This window comes from Acinetobacter sp. TW_SC_4, from assembly GCF_054861205.1.
Window position 1 is genome coordinate 2,515,001 of record NZ_CM142174.1, and the last position, 16,109, is coordinate 2,531,109.

The 16,109-nt window shown below is 40.8% G+C and carries 15 protein-coding genes; 3 read left to right on the top strand and 12 right to left on the bottom strand.

Annotated features, from left to right (window positions below):
* Positions 1-199: 199 nt before the first annotated feature.
* The 9 genes from ACWM1W_RS12330 to acnD all read right to left on the bottom strand — a co-directional run bounded on the left by ACWM1W_RS12330 (position 200) and on the right by acnD (position 7,442).
* Positions 200-913 carry an SIMPL domain-containing protein gene (locus ACWM1W_RS12330; RefSeq protein WP_005237113.1) on the bottom strand — a complete coding sequence of 238 codons (714 nt, stop codon included), beginning with the start codon at positions 911-913 and terminating at the stop codon, positions 200-202.
* A 126-nt stretch (positions 914-1,039) separates the two neighbouring features.
* Entirely contained in the window at positions 1,040-1,288 is a 249-nt protein-coding gene (locus ACWM1W_RS12335; protein ID WP_375725636.1) for a DUF6868 family protein, read from the bottom strand.
* A 149-nt stretch (positions 1,289-1,437) separates the two neighbouring features.
* Positions 1,438-1,659 carry a hypothetical protein gene (locus ACWM1W_RS12340; protein ID WP_004785142.1) on the bottom strand — a complete coding sequence of 74 codons (222 nt, stop codon included), beginning with the start codon at positions 1,657-1,659 and terminating at the stop codon, positions 1,438-1,440.
* A gap of 128 nt (positions 1,660-1,787) precedes the next feature.
* A complete protein-coding gene (locus ACWM1W_RS12345) occupies positions 1,788-1,994 on the bottom strand; it encodes a hypothetical protein (protein ID WP_312308747.1) in 207 nt (68 codons plus the stop codon).
* Positions 1,995-2,162: 168 nt separating this feature from the next.
* Positions 2,163-2,741, bottom strand: a complete 579-nt coding sequence (locus ACWM1W_RS12350; protein WP_375725670.1) for a DUF4126 domain-containing protein — start codon at positions 2,739-2,741, stop codon at positions 2,163-2,165.
* 119 nt (positions 2,742-2,860) lie between these two features.
* The gene (locus tag ACWM1W_RS12355) at positions 2,861-3,004 is read right to left on the bottom strand and encodes a zinc ribbon-containing protein (RefSeq protein ID WP_175968102.1); all 144 of its coding nucleotides are present in this window, start codon (positions 3,002-3,004) and stop codon (positions 2,861-2,863) included.
* 161 nt (positions 3,005-3,165) lie between these two features.
* On the bottom strand, positions 3,166-4,065 hold the full coding sequence (locus tag ACWM1W_RS12360) for an AbiTii domain-containing protein (protein ID WP_262738383.1): 900 nt from the start codon (positions 4,063-4,065) through the stop codon (positions 3,166-3,168).
* A 157-nt stretch (positions 4,066-4,222) separates the two neighbouring features.
* The gene (locus ACWM1W_RS12365; protein ID WP_375725637.1) at positions 4,223-4,759 is read right to left on the bottom strand and encodes a hypothetical protein; all 537 of its coding nucleotides are present in this window, start codon (positions 4,757-4,759) and stop codon (positions 4,223-4,225) included.
* A 76-nt stretch (positions 4,760-4,835) separates the two neighbouring features.
* On the bottom strand, positions 4,836-7,442 hold the full coding sequence (gene acnD, locus ACWM1W_RS12370; RefSeq protein ID WP_214001965.1) for a Fe/S-dependent 2-methylisocitrate dehydratase AcnD: 2,607 nt from the start codon (positions 7,440-7,442) through the stop codon (positions 4,836-4,838).
* Between the two features lie 746 nt (positions 7,443-8,188).
* Here acnD and ACWM1W_RS12375 point away from each other — a divergent pair.
* The 3 genes from ACWM1W_RS12375 (at position 8,189) to ACWM1W_RS12385 (ending at position 12,263) form a co-directional block, all read left to right on the top strand.
* Complete coding sequence (locus tag ACWM1W_RS12375) at positions 8,189-10,351, top strand: multicopper oxidase family protein (RefSeq protein WP_461603263.1); 2,163 nt, start codon at positions 8,189-8,191, stop codon at positions 10,349-10,351.
* A gap of 115 nt (positions 10,352-10,466) precedes the next feature.
* A complete protein-coding gene (gene ygfZ / locus ACWM1W_RS12380; RefSeq protein ID WP_375725639.1) occupies positions 10,467-11,192 on the top strand; it encodes a CAF17-like 4Fe-4S cluster assembly/insertion protein YgfZ in 726 nt (241 codons plus the stop codon).
* A 273-nt stretch (positions 11,193-11,465) separates the two neighbouring features.
* On the top strand, positions 11,466-12,263 hold the full coding sequence (locus tag ACWM1W_RS12385) for a tetratricopeptide repeat protein (RefSeq protein WP_375725640.1): 798 nt from the start codon (positions 11,466-11,468) through the stop codon (positions 12,261-12,263).
* A 72-nt stretch (positions 12,264-12,335) separates the two neighbouring features.
* Here ACWM1W_RS12385 and ACWM1W_RS12390 read toward each other — a convergent pair whose 3' ends face one another.
* From ACWM1W_RS12390 to ACWM1W_RS12400, 3 genes are all read right to left on the bottom strand, one after another.
* Entirely contained in the window at positions 12,336-13,262 is a 927-nt protein-coding gene (locus ACWM1W_RS12390) for an AEC family transporter (protein WP_375725641.1), read from the bottom strand.
* Between the two features lie 58 nt (positions 13,263-13,320).
* Positions 13,321-14,430 (bottom strand): NADH:flavin oxidoreductase/NADH oxidase, encoded by a 1,110-nt coding sequence (locus ACWM1W_RS12395; RefSeq protein ID WP_375725642.1) that lies wholly within the window; start codon positions 14,428-14,430, stop codon positions 13,321-13,323.
* Positions 14,431-14,534: 104 nt separating this feature from the next.
* The gene (locus tag ACWM1W_RS12400) at positions 14,535-15,806 is read right to left on the bottom strand and encodes a carbohydrate porin (RefSeq protein ID WP_375725643.1); all 1,272 of its coding nucleotides are present in this window, start codon (positions 15,804-15,806) and stop codon (positions 14,535-14,537) included.
* Positions 15,807-16,109: the final 303 nt, after the last annotated feature.

Here is a 16,109-nt window from a genome sequence, read left to right on the forward strand (position 1 = left end):
TAATTTCCTAAGATTTTTTAATTTTCCCAGTTTTTGAAAATATTTTTCTTAGAATATATTTATAGAAGAATTTTTTATCTTTTAGCTCAAAATAAAGATCTTTTATTGCAGAAAGAGCAGAATTACTGGAATTTATCTTCATTTAAAACTTCATTCTGCTCTAAATTTTTCAAACCGCTATTTTTAGTTTTCCAGCCATTTAATCCGCAAGATAATAATCCACTGTAGAAACCACACGAACTTTCTTTAGATAAGGCGTATTGCTGTCACGGTCTTCAATGCTAAACAGACCTTGATTGGCCGTCTTGATTTTCCCGAGACGGCTTTGAGAATCTGCTGCAAACTTTTCTGCCACACTGCGGGCATTTTGTGTGGCCTCTTCAATCATCGCCGGTTTGATGTCATTCAGTTTGGTAAAAATATATTCCGTTCTTTGCCCGGAATCATCACCACCAAAAGCAATACCTTTTTTACCGAGAGCGACCAGACGGGTTTGCGCTGCACGGACTGCATCAATATTGTGGGTATAAACCGTAATGGTCTGATGCGCGGTATAACGTAGCGCGACATTGGCATCACCGCCGTATTGCTGTGCGTATTTATCTGTAGTGACTGGAGAACCTGTGGTAATTTCTTCTGCCTTAAAACCTTCACCTTTTAAGAACGCCTGAATTTGTTGGGTTTGCAGCTCCATGGTGTCATACAGTTCTGTCAGATCCTGACTACCGCCACTAAAACGGATGGGCCAGACTGCGACATCGGCTTTCACTTCACGTTCCGACAGCCCTTTTACGGAAACAATCCGCTCATATTGTTTAATCTTGACCGCACTATTGCCCAGAATGAATCCGGCAATAATCATTCCCAAGCCGATCAATGCACCTAAAATTAAGGCAGGTTTAAACTGATTCATTTAGCCGAACTCCTTTTCTATATTATTTATTCTGTTTCGAGCATTTTAAGCGTTTAAACTGCTCTGTGTAATGCTAATGCGACTATCAATTTTATTTATTCTTGAAACCTGAGAAAGTTTTATCTCCTAAATTTTCCCAATTAAATATATGGCTATCAGCGGAACCAGATTGAATAGGAATATTCCGATTTTATAGAGGGCCATGCCGCCATAATGAACGGCATCAAAAGTCGAATCTGAAAGCTGAAACCATCGACTATGCAATCGTTTTACCCAGTCTCGTAAAAAGACAATGAGCAAGAACCAGAGCATTAAAATGCTGTAATTCAAAGCCAATGTATAAAGTAAAAATCGACACCAGAAATCGAAATCCATAATGATTCCCTGCCTGTAGAGTCATCTATCATTAAGTTAACAGATTGATCAAATCTTCAGGAACTACTGATTTGTATCTGTGATCTAAAGGGAAATGGTTTAAATATTTTGAGCTAAAAGTTTCAGTTTTAACTTCCAGCGATCACTTTTTAGCGTACAAACAGATGACGGGTATGATGATTGATATAGGCATTTAAGCCATCACCATACTGGGCCAGCTGTTTCATATTTTCCACATGCTGATAGCCTGCACTGCTATAACTATAGGTATACACTTTCGAAGTTTTCTTGAATTGAACCCGAATAAACTCATTGCCAATCTCATAATTGGCCACACCCGAGTCATGATTGAGATCAAGATAATGTTGCAATTGAGCAGCCCTAAACATGATAAATCTATAATTTTATATGGGGTCAAATTGATCAATTTTCAAACAGAATAAATGATAAAACCCACTGTATAGCAGGTTTTAAATGACGCCCAATATGTCTATAAATCTCATTCTGTACAGCACTTATGACAGCTCTCTACTTTCTCCCTCGGCCAGTTCATTCTTGCCCGTTTATAAGCCAGATCATAATTAGCAAAATATCCAATCAGAATCTGGTTATCAAATTCTGGCAGGTCTTCACAGCCTCGTGTTGCGTTATGAATATAGTGCACGCCTTGGGCAGACTCTTGTTCATCTACAATAAATTTAATCATTTACAATTCCCCTAATATTGTTTTTATAAAGTTCAACCACAAATAAAACCATACAGAAATTATGTCTTTATTGAATAAAAATCAAGCAATTTCATAAACAAGATAAGGACCTTTCTTTAAGCAAATATTTCATTAAAAATTAGTGATAAATATTTATTTATCTGACTTTTATAAGGCGGAATTTTCTAGCTTGTTTTTCTTTTTTAGACGTATCCAGCGAATTGCCATGATGGCTAGCATTACAACCAGCAAGGCAGCTAGCACTGGCAAAAGCAATGACAGAATGGATAACAGAATAGCCCCGATCCACTCTCCGGTTGAGAGTACCGGATTCGCAACACCGCCCGTGGTGGCAGTTGATAATCCGCGTGCTGCAACACTGCTCAGTTGCACGGCCCCTGCTGTTCCGCCACCGACAATAATCGCTGCGGCCCAAGCTGCAAACTGGGACATTTCTCCACTGCTAGCAGCCATCGTGGTCAGAGTTCCGGCGAGCATGGCTGCAGGCGTTGCAATCGTATCGATGGCATTGTCCACCCAGGGAATATAATACACAGCGATTTCACAGAGGGTCGCGATGGCTAAAGCCAGACAAACTGCCGGCATGGCCAGCCATTCAAAACCGGTCATCGGTTCAAACCAGCCCATCAATGCAGCAATACTCATCACCAGTAAAGGCACAAAAACACGGAAACCACAGGCTGCTCTCAAGCCGATACCGATATATAAACCGAGGATTGTTTCTATGCTGCTTATCCTTGAGATTTAGCTATTTTTATGATGTAAATTATACGCTAACAAAAAAGCCCTATCGGGTGATAGGGCTTTTATTTAAAACAGGATCTTCTGTTTTGAATATCGTGTGCTTAGGCAACCTTATCGTTATATTGGGTGCCGAGGCATTTGGTACACGGTGGTAGTCGGTCTGTACCAATTTCTAAGAAGACGCGATGTCCGCATTGAATACAAAAATAGAAACCTGTTCCCGGTTTTGAGCCAGCTGTAACCATCTTTGTTCTCCGTTGTTTTAGAAAATGGTCTAAGCAGTATAACTCTATTGTGATGAATGTCTATTGTCCATTTTTGTAAATGATAGTGTCGTTAAAGCTAAGCGATATTTTTATTTGTGATTTAATAATATTTCGTCGCTGTGCTTAATCACTTTCACTTTCTATGATAAATAGCTTGATAGCATTGGAATAAATGGAGCTAAAAAAGTATATATAGTGACATGATTAGAGAGAAAACTCATTAGCTCACCATATTGGGAAGTATATTCTGGTGTTCCAATTGAGGTTCCTAATTTTTCAATTCTTAGTTCTAGATCGCTAACTAACTCTTCCTCGATTTCAGATTTTCTCAACGTGCTTAATAAATTTAGAAACTCTTCAGGAATTTGAGAGTTATTAATTTCTTGGTGGATAGTGCTGTGATGATTTCCTGAAGCTAAGTTTTGAACATTGCCAGAAATATTAATATTAAAAATTTGACTAACTTGTTCTTGTGGGATTGGGTTGGAATTTAAAGCAGCTTCACCAGCGTCAGGATCCAGAGCTTCGATTTCTAATACAAAACTCAAGATTCTTGTTTTTACAATATCAAGAACTCCTTCTATCTGAGTTGAAGAAATCGACTTCCATGCTTTAATACACACCATATTTTGATAAATAACATATGCGAACTTAGCTATAAAATCTGGACTCCAAGGTTGCTGCAGTATCTTATTCGTAGAATCTTTATCTATTAGAGATTCTAATTCAGCTATAGGGTCCAGTAAGTATGAAGTTGTTAAATCATTCCTAAATTCAGGTGGAAAACATCCTGATGTGATATCAGCATTCCTAAGCCTAGATCCAAAAGAGCCATTAAAATGTCCCTGAGAGATCACAGACAAAATTCTATATTTAGGCAATATCTCTGTTTCTGCATATCCATTTAGTTCAGAATCCACCCACTTTTTGAAATTTTCATTTCCTAGGCGATAGGCCAAAATTTTACATTTTCGTAGCAAAGCAGAAACTTTAGTTGTAGGACTAACTGCTTCGCTTTGAATTTCTCTTAATAAAGACATCATTTTCTCAGTAAAAGACCCTACTTAACAGTAGGGTCTTTTTCAACCAAATTCAATTATCTTTATCTTTTAATATTAAACAATTAGACCTTTTTAAAAAGCTGTAAAAGCACGATCATACCTCACACTTTTTCATTCTAAATATAAATATTTATACTTAAATAAGAGTAAAACTGAAATTTGTTCCTTTAATAGATTTAGAAAAAACTAATTCTGGATAAATTTCTCTAAATTTATTTTCATTAATTAATTTAGATAAATAATCCTCCTCAACTGTAGGATGTAATCCTAAACACCATAAGGATCTTCCAGTACTAGCTTTAGATTCTTTTATTTTTTCATATTTTTCAATGTCTTTAAGCATATAGCGAATACAATTGGATGCATTCTCATGTTGTTTAATTTCCAATGGAATCGAAGACTGTTTGTATTTTTGACGAATCATAAAATCTATTGAGCAAATATATTTATCTTTTGACCTTCGCTTGTCTAACTCATATCTTTTTTCTCTTTCAATTTCAGAAACATCAGGATGACTAAATAAAAAAATCGCAAACTCTACTTGTAACCATATTTCCCATCCACTAATTTTACTCTCTGAAAACTTATTAAGTTTATACACTATATCCTCTTGTGCAAAAAACTCATTTGCTAATTTAGATAAAAACTCTAGATCATCTTTTAATATTTTCATTGTATATACTTATAAAAAAGCCCCACTCTAAAGTAGGGCTTTTATTGAACAATTACAACAACTTTAGTTTTAAATTTTAAGCAATTGAACCTTCCAAGAAATCCTGTGCAAAACGTTGTAATACTCCACCCGCTTCATAGACAGAAACTTCTTCTTCAGTATCCAGACGGCAAGTTACCGGCACTTCAATGGTCTGTTTCTTACCATCTTCAGTCGCACGCTCAATCACCAGAATTAAAGTCGAACGAGGCGCAATATTACCAATTACGCTATACAGTTCAGTACCATCCAGCTTCAAAGTTTTACGATCTGTACCCGGCTTAAACTCAAGCGGAAGAACACCCATACCGACCAAGTTTGTCCGGTGAATACGCTCAAAACCTTCAGCCACAATCGCTTCTACACCTGCCAGACGCACACCTTTTGCTGCCCAATCACGGCTTGAACCCTGACCATAATCTTTACCTGCAACAATGATGAGCGGTTGCTTACGGTTCATGTAGGTTTCAATCGCTTCCCACATACGCATCACTTCACCTTCCGGCTCTACACGCGCTTTAGAACCTTGTTTGATGGTGCCGTCAGAACGTACCACCATTTCGTTATACAGCTTTGGATTTGCTAGAGTTGCACGCTGTGCAGTCAGGTGATCGCCACGGTGCGTTGCATAAGAGTTGAAGTCTTCCTCAGGCACACCCATTTTCGCCAGATATTGACCCGCTGCTGAATCCAACACAATCGCGTTTGATGGAGATAAATGATCGGTAGTGATGTTATCGCCAAGGATTGCTAAAGGACGCATATTCGCAAGGGTACGTGGTGCAGCCAAAGCTCCTTCCCAATATGGCGGACGGCGGATATAGGTACTTTGCGGACGCCAGTCATACAGCGGACTTGCAGCTTTCTCACGCTCACCTAGATCAAACATCGGAATATAAACTTTCTTGAACTGTTCTGGCTTCACGGACTCTTTCACCAAAGCATCAATTTCTTCATCCGATGGCCAGATGTCTTTCAAGTAAATCGGATTGCCATCTTTGTCTGTGCCTAGGGCATCTTTCTCGATGTCAAAGCGGATCGTACCGGCAATCGCATAAGCCACAACAAGCGGTGGAGATGCCAAGAAGGCTTGCTTCGCATAAGGATGGATACGGCCATCGAAGTTACGGTTACCAGACAATACCGCTGTCGCGTACAGGTCACGGTCTATAATTTCCTGCTGAATTTTCGGATCAAGCGCACCCGACATGCCGTTACAGGTGGTACATGCATACGCCACGATACCAAAGCCTAGTTTTTCCAGATCCTTCAGTACACCTGCCTCTTCCAAGTACAATGCAGCCGCTTTAGAACCCGGAGCAAAAGAAGATTTCACCCAAGGTTTACGCACCAGGCCAAGCTCATTGGCCTTACGTGCCAACAAACCTGCTGCCACGGTATTACGCGGGTTAGACGTATTGGTACACGAGGTAATCGCCGCGATGATGATTGCACCATCTGGCATTAAGCCATCAGTACGGTTTTCTACCACACCTGCAATGCCTTTTTCTTTCAGGTCAGATGTTGATACACGTGCATGCGGATTCGATGGACCCGCTATGTTACGAGTTACGGTAGACAAGTCAAAACGCAGTACACGCGGATATTCTGCCTGCGTCATTTCTGATGACCACAGACCAATCTCTTTCGCATAGGTTTCAACCAGTTTAACCTGTTCAGATTCACGACCAGTCAGAGTCAAATAATCGATGGTGTTTTGATCGATATAGAACATGGCCGCAGTTGCGCCATATTCCGGTGTCATATTGGAAATCGTGGCACGGTCACCGACTGACATGCTGTCTGCGCCTTCACCGAAGAATTCCAGATAAGCACCAACCACACGTTCCTTACGCAGGAATTCAGTTAAAGCCAGTACGATATCGGTTGCGGTAATGCCCGGCTGACGTTGTCCTACCAGTTCGACACCGATAATGTCCGGCAGACGCATCCACGATGCACGGCCCAGCATCACATTTTCAGCTTCCAGACCACCCACACCAACAGAAATCACACCCAATGCATCGGTATGTGGGGTATGAGAGTCTGTGCCGACACAAGTATCTGGGAATGCCACGCCATCACGGTTCTGAATCACCGGTGACATTTTTTCCAGATTGATCTGGTGCATGATGCCATTACCAGCAGGAATCACATCGACATTTTCAAACGCAGTTTTGGTCCATTCAATAAAATGGAAACGGTCTTCATTACGGCGGTCTTCTACTGCACGGTTTTTCTCAAATGCATCTGGGTCAAAGCCGCCGTATTCTACTGCTAATGAGTGATCGACAATCAGCTGGGTTGGAACCACTGGATTAACTTTAGAGGGATCACCGCCCTGATCGGCAATCGCATCACGCAGACCGGCAAGATCGACCAGTGCTGTTTGCCCTAAGATGTCATGACACACTACACGCGCCGGATACCAAGGAAAATCATGTTCCTGTTTACGCTCAATCAATTGGCGTAAAGACTGTTCTAAAATCGTAGGCTCGCAACGGCGTACCAGCTGCTCGGCCAGCACTTTAGATGTATAAGGAAGTTTGGCATATGTGCCTGGCTGAATATCTTCTACGGCTTGTCGCACGTCATAATATTCCAGCTGGGTACCTTGCAGCGGTTTCCGGTAGTTATTGTTCATAGCTTGCCTGCCCTCTTTCATTACTCTTTTTATTCATCAAAATATCTTGATGACTTGTTTTTTAATAAAGGCATTGTACGCTGTCGAAAGTCCATTTCCCAAATCTTATGATTTTCAAAAGCTTAAATACTAAAAATGGTATTTTTACCGAAATTTATAACTCATACTTTAGAATTTTGACTCTAAATTGCATTTTTTCTGAAAAATAGGCCTAAATCTGTCTCATTCTTTAGTATGAGATGTTGATAAAAGTATGAAAAATAATCAATTTCTTGGAATGAGTTTAAGGATAAATTTCATATGAAATTAAAGCTTAGAATCTTTCAATTTTAGAAATAGCTCATTTAATAAAAAGCTGAATCTATGTTTTCTATTTCAGTGTTAAGCGTAGCTCTTAACCAGAAATAGTAAATTTCATTGCAGATATGGCTCGATGAGTTTAGGCGAAAAAATCATTTTTTCAGGTTAAGACATAACCCGAAATAAGTTACATTCTCAATTCCATATATTTTTTAAGACTTTCTTACAATTTTAGAAATACGTTAAATATTTATAAGGCATTTATGCATAAACAGGGGCTTATGAAGTACATTCCTTTCTAAAATACTTTATACACGTCATTTCAGCCTACCATCTGTCGCCCTCCCCCTAATTTGGTGATAACAGTCTGTATCTCAACTTTGTAAATCTACCCTCGAATTACTTCACAACAACACTTATCACAAAAGCACATAAGGGTGATTACAATGATACAACTCGCCATTATTGGTATCGTTGCTGCAGTGATCGCTGTACTGGCAGCAAGCTGGAATGGAGGTAAAAATCCTTCCAATCCTAAACCGCCAACTCCCAATAACCCTAACCCACTAACCACTCCCAATAATCCCAACAACCCACAACCTTCTCCAACAACACCTGATACATTGATTAGCAATCCGCCACTATTGCAAAAAAATTCCAAAGGCACCCATGAACTGATCGTCGCTTATAAAACCGGAAAGATTTACAATCCGAGAAATAGTACCTGGGATCAACTGTTCGTCAGAGGTTATCTCACTAATGCCAGCTTGTTTAACAAGAAAAAAGCTGGAGAGTCTGTTGAAGACCTTTTAGTTGGTCCACAAATCCGGGTCAAACAAGGTGAAACCCTGAAAATTAACCTAAATAACCAGCTTCCACCTGAACAGAAAGCCACCTGCGCAGACAAAGTGGATAATGTGAACGATCCACATTGCTTTAATACTACTAACTTGCATACCCATGGCTTCTGGGTAAGCCCTCAAGGCAACAGCGATAATGTTTTCCTGAAATTTAAACCTCAGGAAAAATTTGACTATCAGTACAAAATGGAGCCGAATCATCCGGCAGGAACCTACTGGTATCATGCCCATCTGCATGGCTCAACGGCTATTCAGGTATCGAGCGGTATGGCAGGCCCATTAATTGTAGAAGGCTCAAGAACGCCAAAAGTAAAAAATGGCAAAGTTACTGAAACAGGCGATATGGACATTTTATGGAAAGAAAAAAATAGCTATCCAAATGAAAAAATCCTGTTGTTCCAGCAAATTCAATATCGATGCTCTAACCCTGACCCGGATGTAAAATTCGATATTCCTAACAATTGCGAAGGTAAAGGCTTAGGATTACTGGAAGATTATACAGATATCGCTAATCCTAGCTCTTGGGCCGGCCAGAACTTTTATACGTCTATCAATGGTAAAGTTTTAGGAGAGATTAAAGTTGAACAGAATGCATTTAATCGCTGGCGCATGATTCATGGTGGTGTACGCGACACCATTGGTTTGATTATTAAAGAACTGCCAAACTCCAGTAAATTTAGCGCCGCAGACACCCTTAAAGCCTGTCTGGCATATCAGGAAGCAGATCCAAAAGAGTTTAATGAGAGTTTAAAAAGCTTACCTGTTTATACGATTGCTCAAGATGGTTTGACCATGACTCAGGTACAGCGCAGAACACTGTCTGTGTTCCAGCCTGGTTATCGTCATGATGCAATGGTCACCTTCCCAACCACCAACAAATACTGCATTTATGACTCCAAATTAAATATTGAGGATGAAGTGAATGCACCGATCCCAACGGGTCAAATTACTCCTCAACTAGCTCCGAACCATCCTTTCAATGCTCAACTACTGGGATGGGTCAATGTACAGGCAAGCAAAACAAAAGCGCAGACTCCTGCCCAGTTCCTGCAAGAGCGTGCAAAAAAAATTGGTTTAAGCAAAGAGATTCAGACTCAGTTATCCAAGCTTGATCTTACTGCCTTTACTGATCATCCATCATTGATGACTCCAGCAATTGACAAGCTGGTTGCCTCCAGACCGAAACAGTACAGTAAATTTGAGCTGGCTTTCGCAAATGGTCTTAAATTTGGCTTCCGCCATAAAGAAGATGGTGACTTGCTCAGTTTTGGAGATGCATTTGATGGCGAAGGATCAGTCGGTCGGACTCATGCCAAAGACCCGGATCGTGAATATGTGCGTCAGTTACAAATTGGACAGACGGATGAATGGGAACTGACGACCGAAGCTTTTGGTGGCCATCCTTTCCATATTCATGTCAATCCATTCCAGATTGTTAAAATCTTAAAAACTGTCACTGGCCCTAATGGCGAATCCAAAGAAGTTGATGTGAGTGAATTAGCGCCTGACAATAATGATAAAGATGATGTCCAATATCGTGGTATGAAAGGACAATTCAAGGATACCCTGTTTATCAAAGCGAACTATAAATTTATTCTTCGAAGCCACTACAAGAAATTTGAAGGCGATTTTGTACAGCACTGTCATATCCTCGATCATGAAGATCAGGGCATGATGGAAACGGTGCGGGTCTGTGGAGGCAAATTCCCTTGTGATTCACCTCTGCCAACCTCATCTCATCATCACTAAATAGCCACTCTTTAAAAGGCCAACGATCCCGATTGTTGGCTTTTTTGTTTGCCTCTATTAAATGCTTGCTGCACAATAGCTTGATTGATTTTGAGTATTCAAACTGAGGCTGATCATGGCAACATCTCCTGCTTTTACCTTATTTACGCTGAATGGAGTAGATGCGCAAAAATTCCTTCAGGGTCAAGTCACTTTAAATGTCGAAACTCTGGCTGAAAACCTGACCCGCTATACAGCGATCTGTAGCTTGAAAGGACGTATCCAGTTCGGTATCTGGTTGAAAAAAATTAATCCGGAAAGTTTTGAAATTGTCAGCCCTGAAGATCAGGCAGCAGAACTGGCCAGCCATATTAAAAAGTTTGGCGCTTTTTCAAAAATGAAACTGGAACAGGTTGGCCCGGTTTATCCAGTTATCAATGATATCCAGACTGATTTTTTTGAAACTGAAACGGATATTATCCTTTGGCAACAGCAAGCCATTACCTCAGGTCAGGCCTGGATTCAGGCAGCTACTGCGACCCTGTTCCAGCCACAGGAATTGCGTCTGCATCAACGTGAAGGCATTCACTATGACAAAGGTTGTTATCTGGGTCAGGAAGTGATTGCTCGCTTATGGTTTAAAGCCAAGCCAAAACACTGGTTGCATGTGATTCAAGGTACAGGCGAAGCACCTGCTGTTGCGACCAAGCTGCACAATGACGTCGAAGTGGTCAATAGCATTGGTACAGATGAAGGTTATCAAGCTTTAGTTGTTGCCAAACCTGAAGCATTGGCTGAGCTAGACGTACAAGTTCTGGAATTACCTGAAGCTTTAAGTGGTGATGTGGCACGTCCACAATAACTAACTGTTCTCTTGATGCAAAAGCCAGAATTCAATTCTGGCTTTTTTATTTTTATTAGGCTAAACAATTAAATAGACAAAGATTGACTGAATAAAACACACCTTAACCCGAGCATGCTTTTATTGATTCATCTCCTATATGATTCTCAAATAATTTGTAATTAGTCACATATTTAGTATTTACAAAGCCTGAAATCGTCTTATGATGTAGATGAAAACGACAAAAATCGCACCATGGAATTAGGTGTTAGAAAAATTAAGGTTATCGGAACAATGAAAAAATTAGTACTTGCTGCAATTCTTGTAGTGTCCAGCCAATTTGTCCTCGCAAACACTTCAAATGCCTCAGTCGATCCTCAATTTGCCAAAATTGAAGAGATGGTGAATGCCAAGAATTTCAAGGGTGCCTACGATGCTTTAAGCAAACTGGCCAGTCAGGGAAATGCACAAGCCATCTATAACTTAGGCTATTTAACGCAAACCGGCCAAGGCACTGCTAAGGATGAAAAAAAAGCCATCCAACTATATGAACAGGCTGCCAGCAAAGGTTATCCGGTGGCCAACTATGTACTGGGCAAGAATTATACTGGTGGTACTTTAGGCCTTAAGCAGGATTTGGGTAAAGCCAAACAATACCTGGAACGCGCATCGGCAGCCAATTTCGATGAAGCAACCGTAGATCTGGCTATACTTTTATTTGCTGAAGGTACAACAGCTTCTGACCAGCAGGCCTTGAAAAAATTACAGCCACTTATTAGCAAGGGTAATATGCCGGCCATTCATGCCAAAGCCTTATATGACATCAGTAATGGCTTTAAAACCAAGAATGAAAAGCCGATCCAGCAAGGGTTAAGCAGTATTCAGGATCTGGCGAAAAAAGGCTATATCCCTGCCCTTATGGCGATTGGCAATATGTTTGCCAACGGTAGTATTGTTCCGCAAAACCTACCTGAAGCTAAAAAGATCTTTGCAGCCCTAGCACAGGAAAATATTCCTAAGGCCAGAGAATCTCTAGCAGCAGTGGATAAAATGATTGCCGAGCAGAAAAAAGCACCTGCCAAAAAAAGTTAATCAAATTTTATCAAAATAAAAAAGCTCCTGTTGGAGCTTTTTTATGGGCTATAGATTTATAAGCCAGCTTGGTTAACTCCACCACAAAGTAATAAGTCCACTGGCAACCACAAAACCTGCAAGGGTACTCATTAATAATGGCGTTAGAGTCCGCTCATTGAGGCCGTACGCCTGCCCTAACATACCAAAAATCGTTGGCATAGGTAGGGCTGCGATCAAGGTACCCGCATAGACCATTTCCTGATTTAAATGAGTCAATCGACTCAGGCCCAGATACATCAAGATCGGCATCAGGATATTGCTGGAAAATACCAAATAGAAGCTTTGCAGATTCACATATTTCAGACTCATGCCCACGATTCCGCCACCAATCGCAAACAGCGCCAAAGGTGAGGCAGTCTGTCCAATCATGGCAAAGACCTGATCCAGATAAATTGGCAGGCGAATTTCAAAAATCGCACAGACCATACCCAGCATCACCCCCATAAATAAAGGGTTTTTGAACAGCATCAGAATAGTACTTTTCACAAGACTCCCCAGATTGGCTTGATGTTGGGTACCGAGTGCGGCCAGGATCAAGACCATCGGAATCAGGATCATGCTTTCAATAATGACCACCAGAGAGGTATAGGTCATTGCATGCTGTCCCACCAATAAAGTGAGTACTGCTGTACCGATCAATCCAGTATTAGACATTGCTGCCCCTAAGGACAGAACAGCACTATGCGAAGAGGTATTCTTGAACTGACGGCGCATCAGCCAAAGGCTGAAACCATAAAGTAATAAAGTGACAGAGGTATAGACCGCAAAGTATTCAAAATACCAGATTTCATGCAGATCTTTAGAGGCTAGAAACTGGAAGAACAGTAACGGTAAGGCCACTTTGATGACAAAGGCCCCTACCATTTCAACCTGTTCTTTTTTTAGAATTTGACATTTCACACTCAGGTAACCTAGTGCCAATAATAAAAATATAGGCACAATTACCGCAATAATCATATGAAATGTCCTGTTGTTTGAGATGCGTTATTATAAGCCTTTCTAAGAAAAAATGGCCTTAAAACGATTCAAACAACTGATTTAAGCCATGCGGTGCAGAACGTAAATATTGTGGAGAAATTGCTATTTTTTCATCCAGCGTTACTGCAGCATGCCAAGGCCAGCGTGGATCATAAAGCAAGGCACGTGCAATCGCGATCGCATCAGCCTGTTTATACTCCAGTATGCCTTCTGCCTGCTGTGCATCGGTAATCAGACCCACTGCAATGACTGGAATATTTACGTCCTTTTTAATCGCTTCAGCAAAAGGGACCTGATAATTTGGATGCACATCAATTTTCTGGTCGACATGTAAACCTGCACTCGACACATGAATATAGACTGCACCCAGTTTCTCCAGAGCTTTGGATAGTTCAACTGAAGATTCTACATCCCAACTTTCTACGCCATCCATCCAGTCCGTTGCTGAGATACGAACACCAATTGGAAAATCTTCTGGTACTGCAGCTTTAATTGCTTCAAATACTTCAAGCGTCAGACGAATACGGTTTTCAAATGAACCGCCATATTGATCCTGACGATGATTCGATAACGGTGACATAAACTGATGCAGCAAATAACCATGTGCTCCATGTAGTTCAATCAGTTCAAAGCCTGCTTCAACCGCTCGCTTTGCACTGGCAGCAAAATCCTGAATCACTTGCTGGATTTCATCAACACTTAAAGACTTAGGTGGATGTTCATGAGCCTGGAAAGGAATATCACTGGCAGAGACAGTTTGCCAACCGAGTGCATGATCTGGGGCGAACTGCCCTTTGCCACCCCAAGGTTTATCTGTAGAAGCTTTACGGCCTGCATGTGCAAGCTGTATGGCAAAAGGCATAGGAGAAATTGACTTGACCTTTTGCAATAAGGTTTTGATCTGACTGGCTTGCTGATCATTCCAAAGCCCTAAATCGGCATAACTGATACGCCCTTCAGGCTGTACAGCGGTGGCTTCCACAATGCAAAGACCTGCACCGGATAAGGCATAATTGGCCCATTGTTGTTCATGCCAGTAAGTGATTTCACCTTGCTCGGTTGCAGAATACTGACACATCGGGGCAATCACAATTTTATTTTTAAGTTGCAATGATCCAAACTGAACCGACTGAAATAGTAGTGACACGCGGTATTCCCTCTTTTTGTGAAGTGGCTTTTCAGAACTTTTTACTAAAAAATAAAAAACAGGCTCTGATGAGCCTGTTTATTTATAACGTGATTAAATTCTTTTTAGAAGATCACTCGTGTAGTCAAACCTAACACCAATGCATTATCCACCTGGTTGCTAGACCCCGGATTTATAACGTATTGCAGGTTTGGGCGTAGCATCAGCCATTTTGTTGCGTTATAGCTGTAGTTGAGTTCGATATTGTATTCGGCACTCGCATCGTAGTCTACTTTAGCTAATGAACCTTCAGCAAAACGATCATTTACATGTACACGATTCACTGCCAGACCCAAAATATCATTCGGCTGGCTATCCATCAGACCAATATATTTCAGACCCAATTGTTGTGAATTATCCACTTTATTGGTATCACGATCATGCCAAGTAAAGTTAGCGAATGAGTGTAAACCCTGACGGCCATTACCCGTTGAAGTCAACTGCTGTTCTACGGCTAACCAGCCTGCAAAGGTACGGTTTTCTCCTTCACCTGTCGCAACATCTTTCTGGTTGGCAACATCATCAGCAGTGTTATACATACCGCCTACACGATAGCTGCCAGGCAAACCATTTACTAATGATTGTGGTGTCCAGATTACTTCTGCAGGAATCGTCATGCCATCAGCATTGTCGGTATCCAGACTCCAGCCCTGACCTTCTTTAGCACCATTGCCGTTATCTGGATTAAATTCATAAACACCGACTTGTACTGCAACTTCACGATTTAACTGCTGTTTTACACGTGCACCCCATTGTGCGACTGGGGTATTCATCCAGATATTGCCTTGCCATTTGCCCATCTGCGCAGCACAAAATGCTGTACTGGCAAAATCACAAGCCATCACGTTAAAGTCCATACCCAGCCCCAGACGACCAGCTTTAATACTCAGGCCTTGTTCCTTATAATTCTTTTCAATTGAAAGTTCGGTTAAACGGCTGTCCTGATTACCACGACCAAATGTTCCTTGAACATTGGCCCATTGAGCTGCATCACCTTGTAAATCACGTACCGATGTACTTTGTCCCTGACGCGCAGTCGCAACTGCACGAACAGTTACGCCATCCCAGCCAGCCAGTTTTTCCATGTCTAACTGTGTACCTAACCATAACTGTGCTGAAGTTAAAGGATCAGCTCCTTCATTACGTCCGCCATCAGCCAGATACGCTGTATCTGTCAGCAAGTTTGCTTCAAACTTGATGCCTTGTTGAGCAAGTTCAGTACGTTTTCCATTCCAGTCGCCTAATAGGTACTGCCCTTGAGAATCAAATGCAGACTCAGCCTGCGCAGAGGTCATGGCTGCCATCAATGGCAATAAAGCTAGACTTAACTTTTTCATATAAAACCTAAACATATGGAGAGAGTAAAGGCAGCCTGATGCATGCCCTGTATGACTTGATACAGAACGTTACATAACTTTTCACTTAAAAACTCAGCATTTTTTTTTATTATTAGTAAAACTTTAAGTTATAAGAAAAGATATTTTATATAACAATAAATTTACATATTTTATATTTTTCAGTAAGTTAAATACTAAAAATCAACCAATATATTTCCTGTTTTCATTATTTGGATCTAAAACCATCTCAATATTAAAGTTTATTTTTTAACCAATTGTTAAAATATTTTTGAATGCCCTACT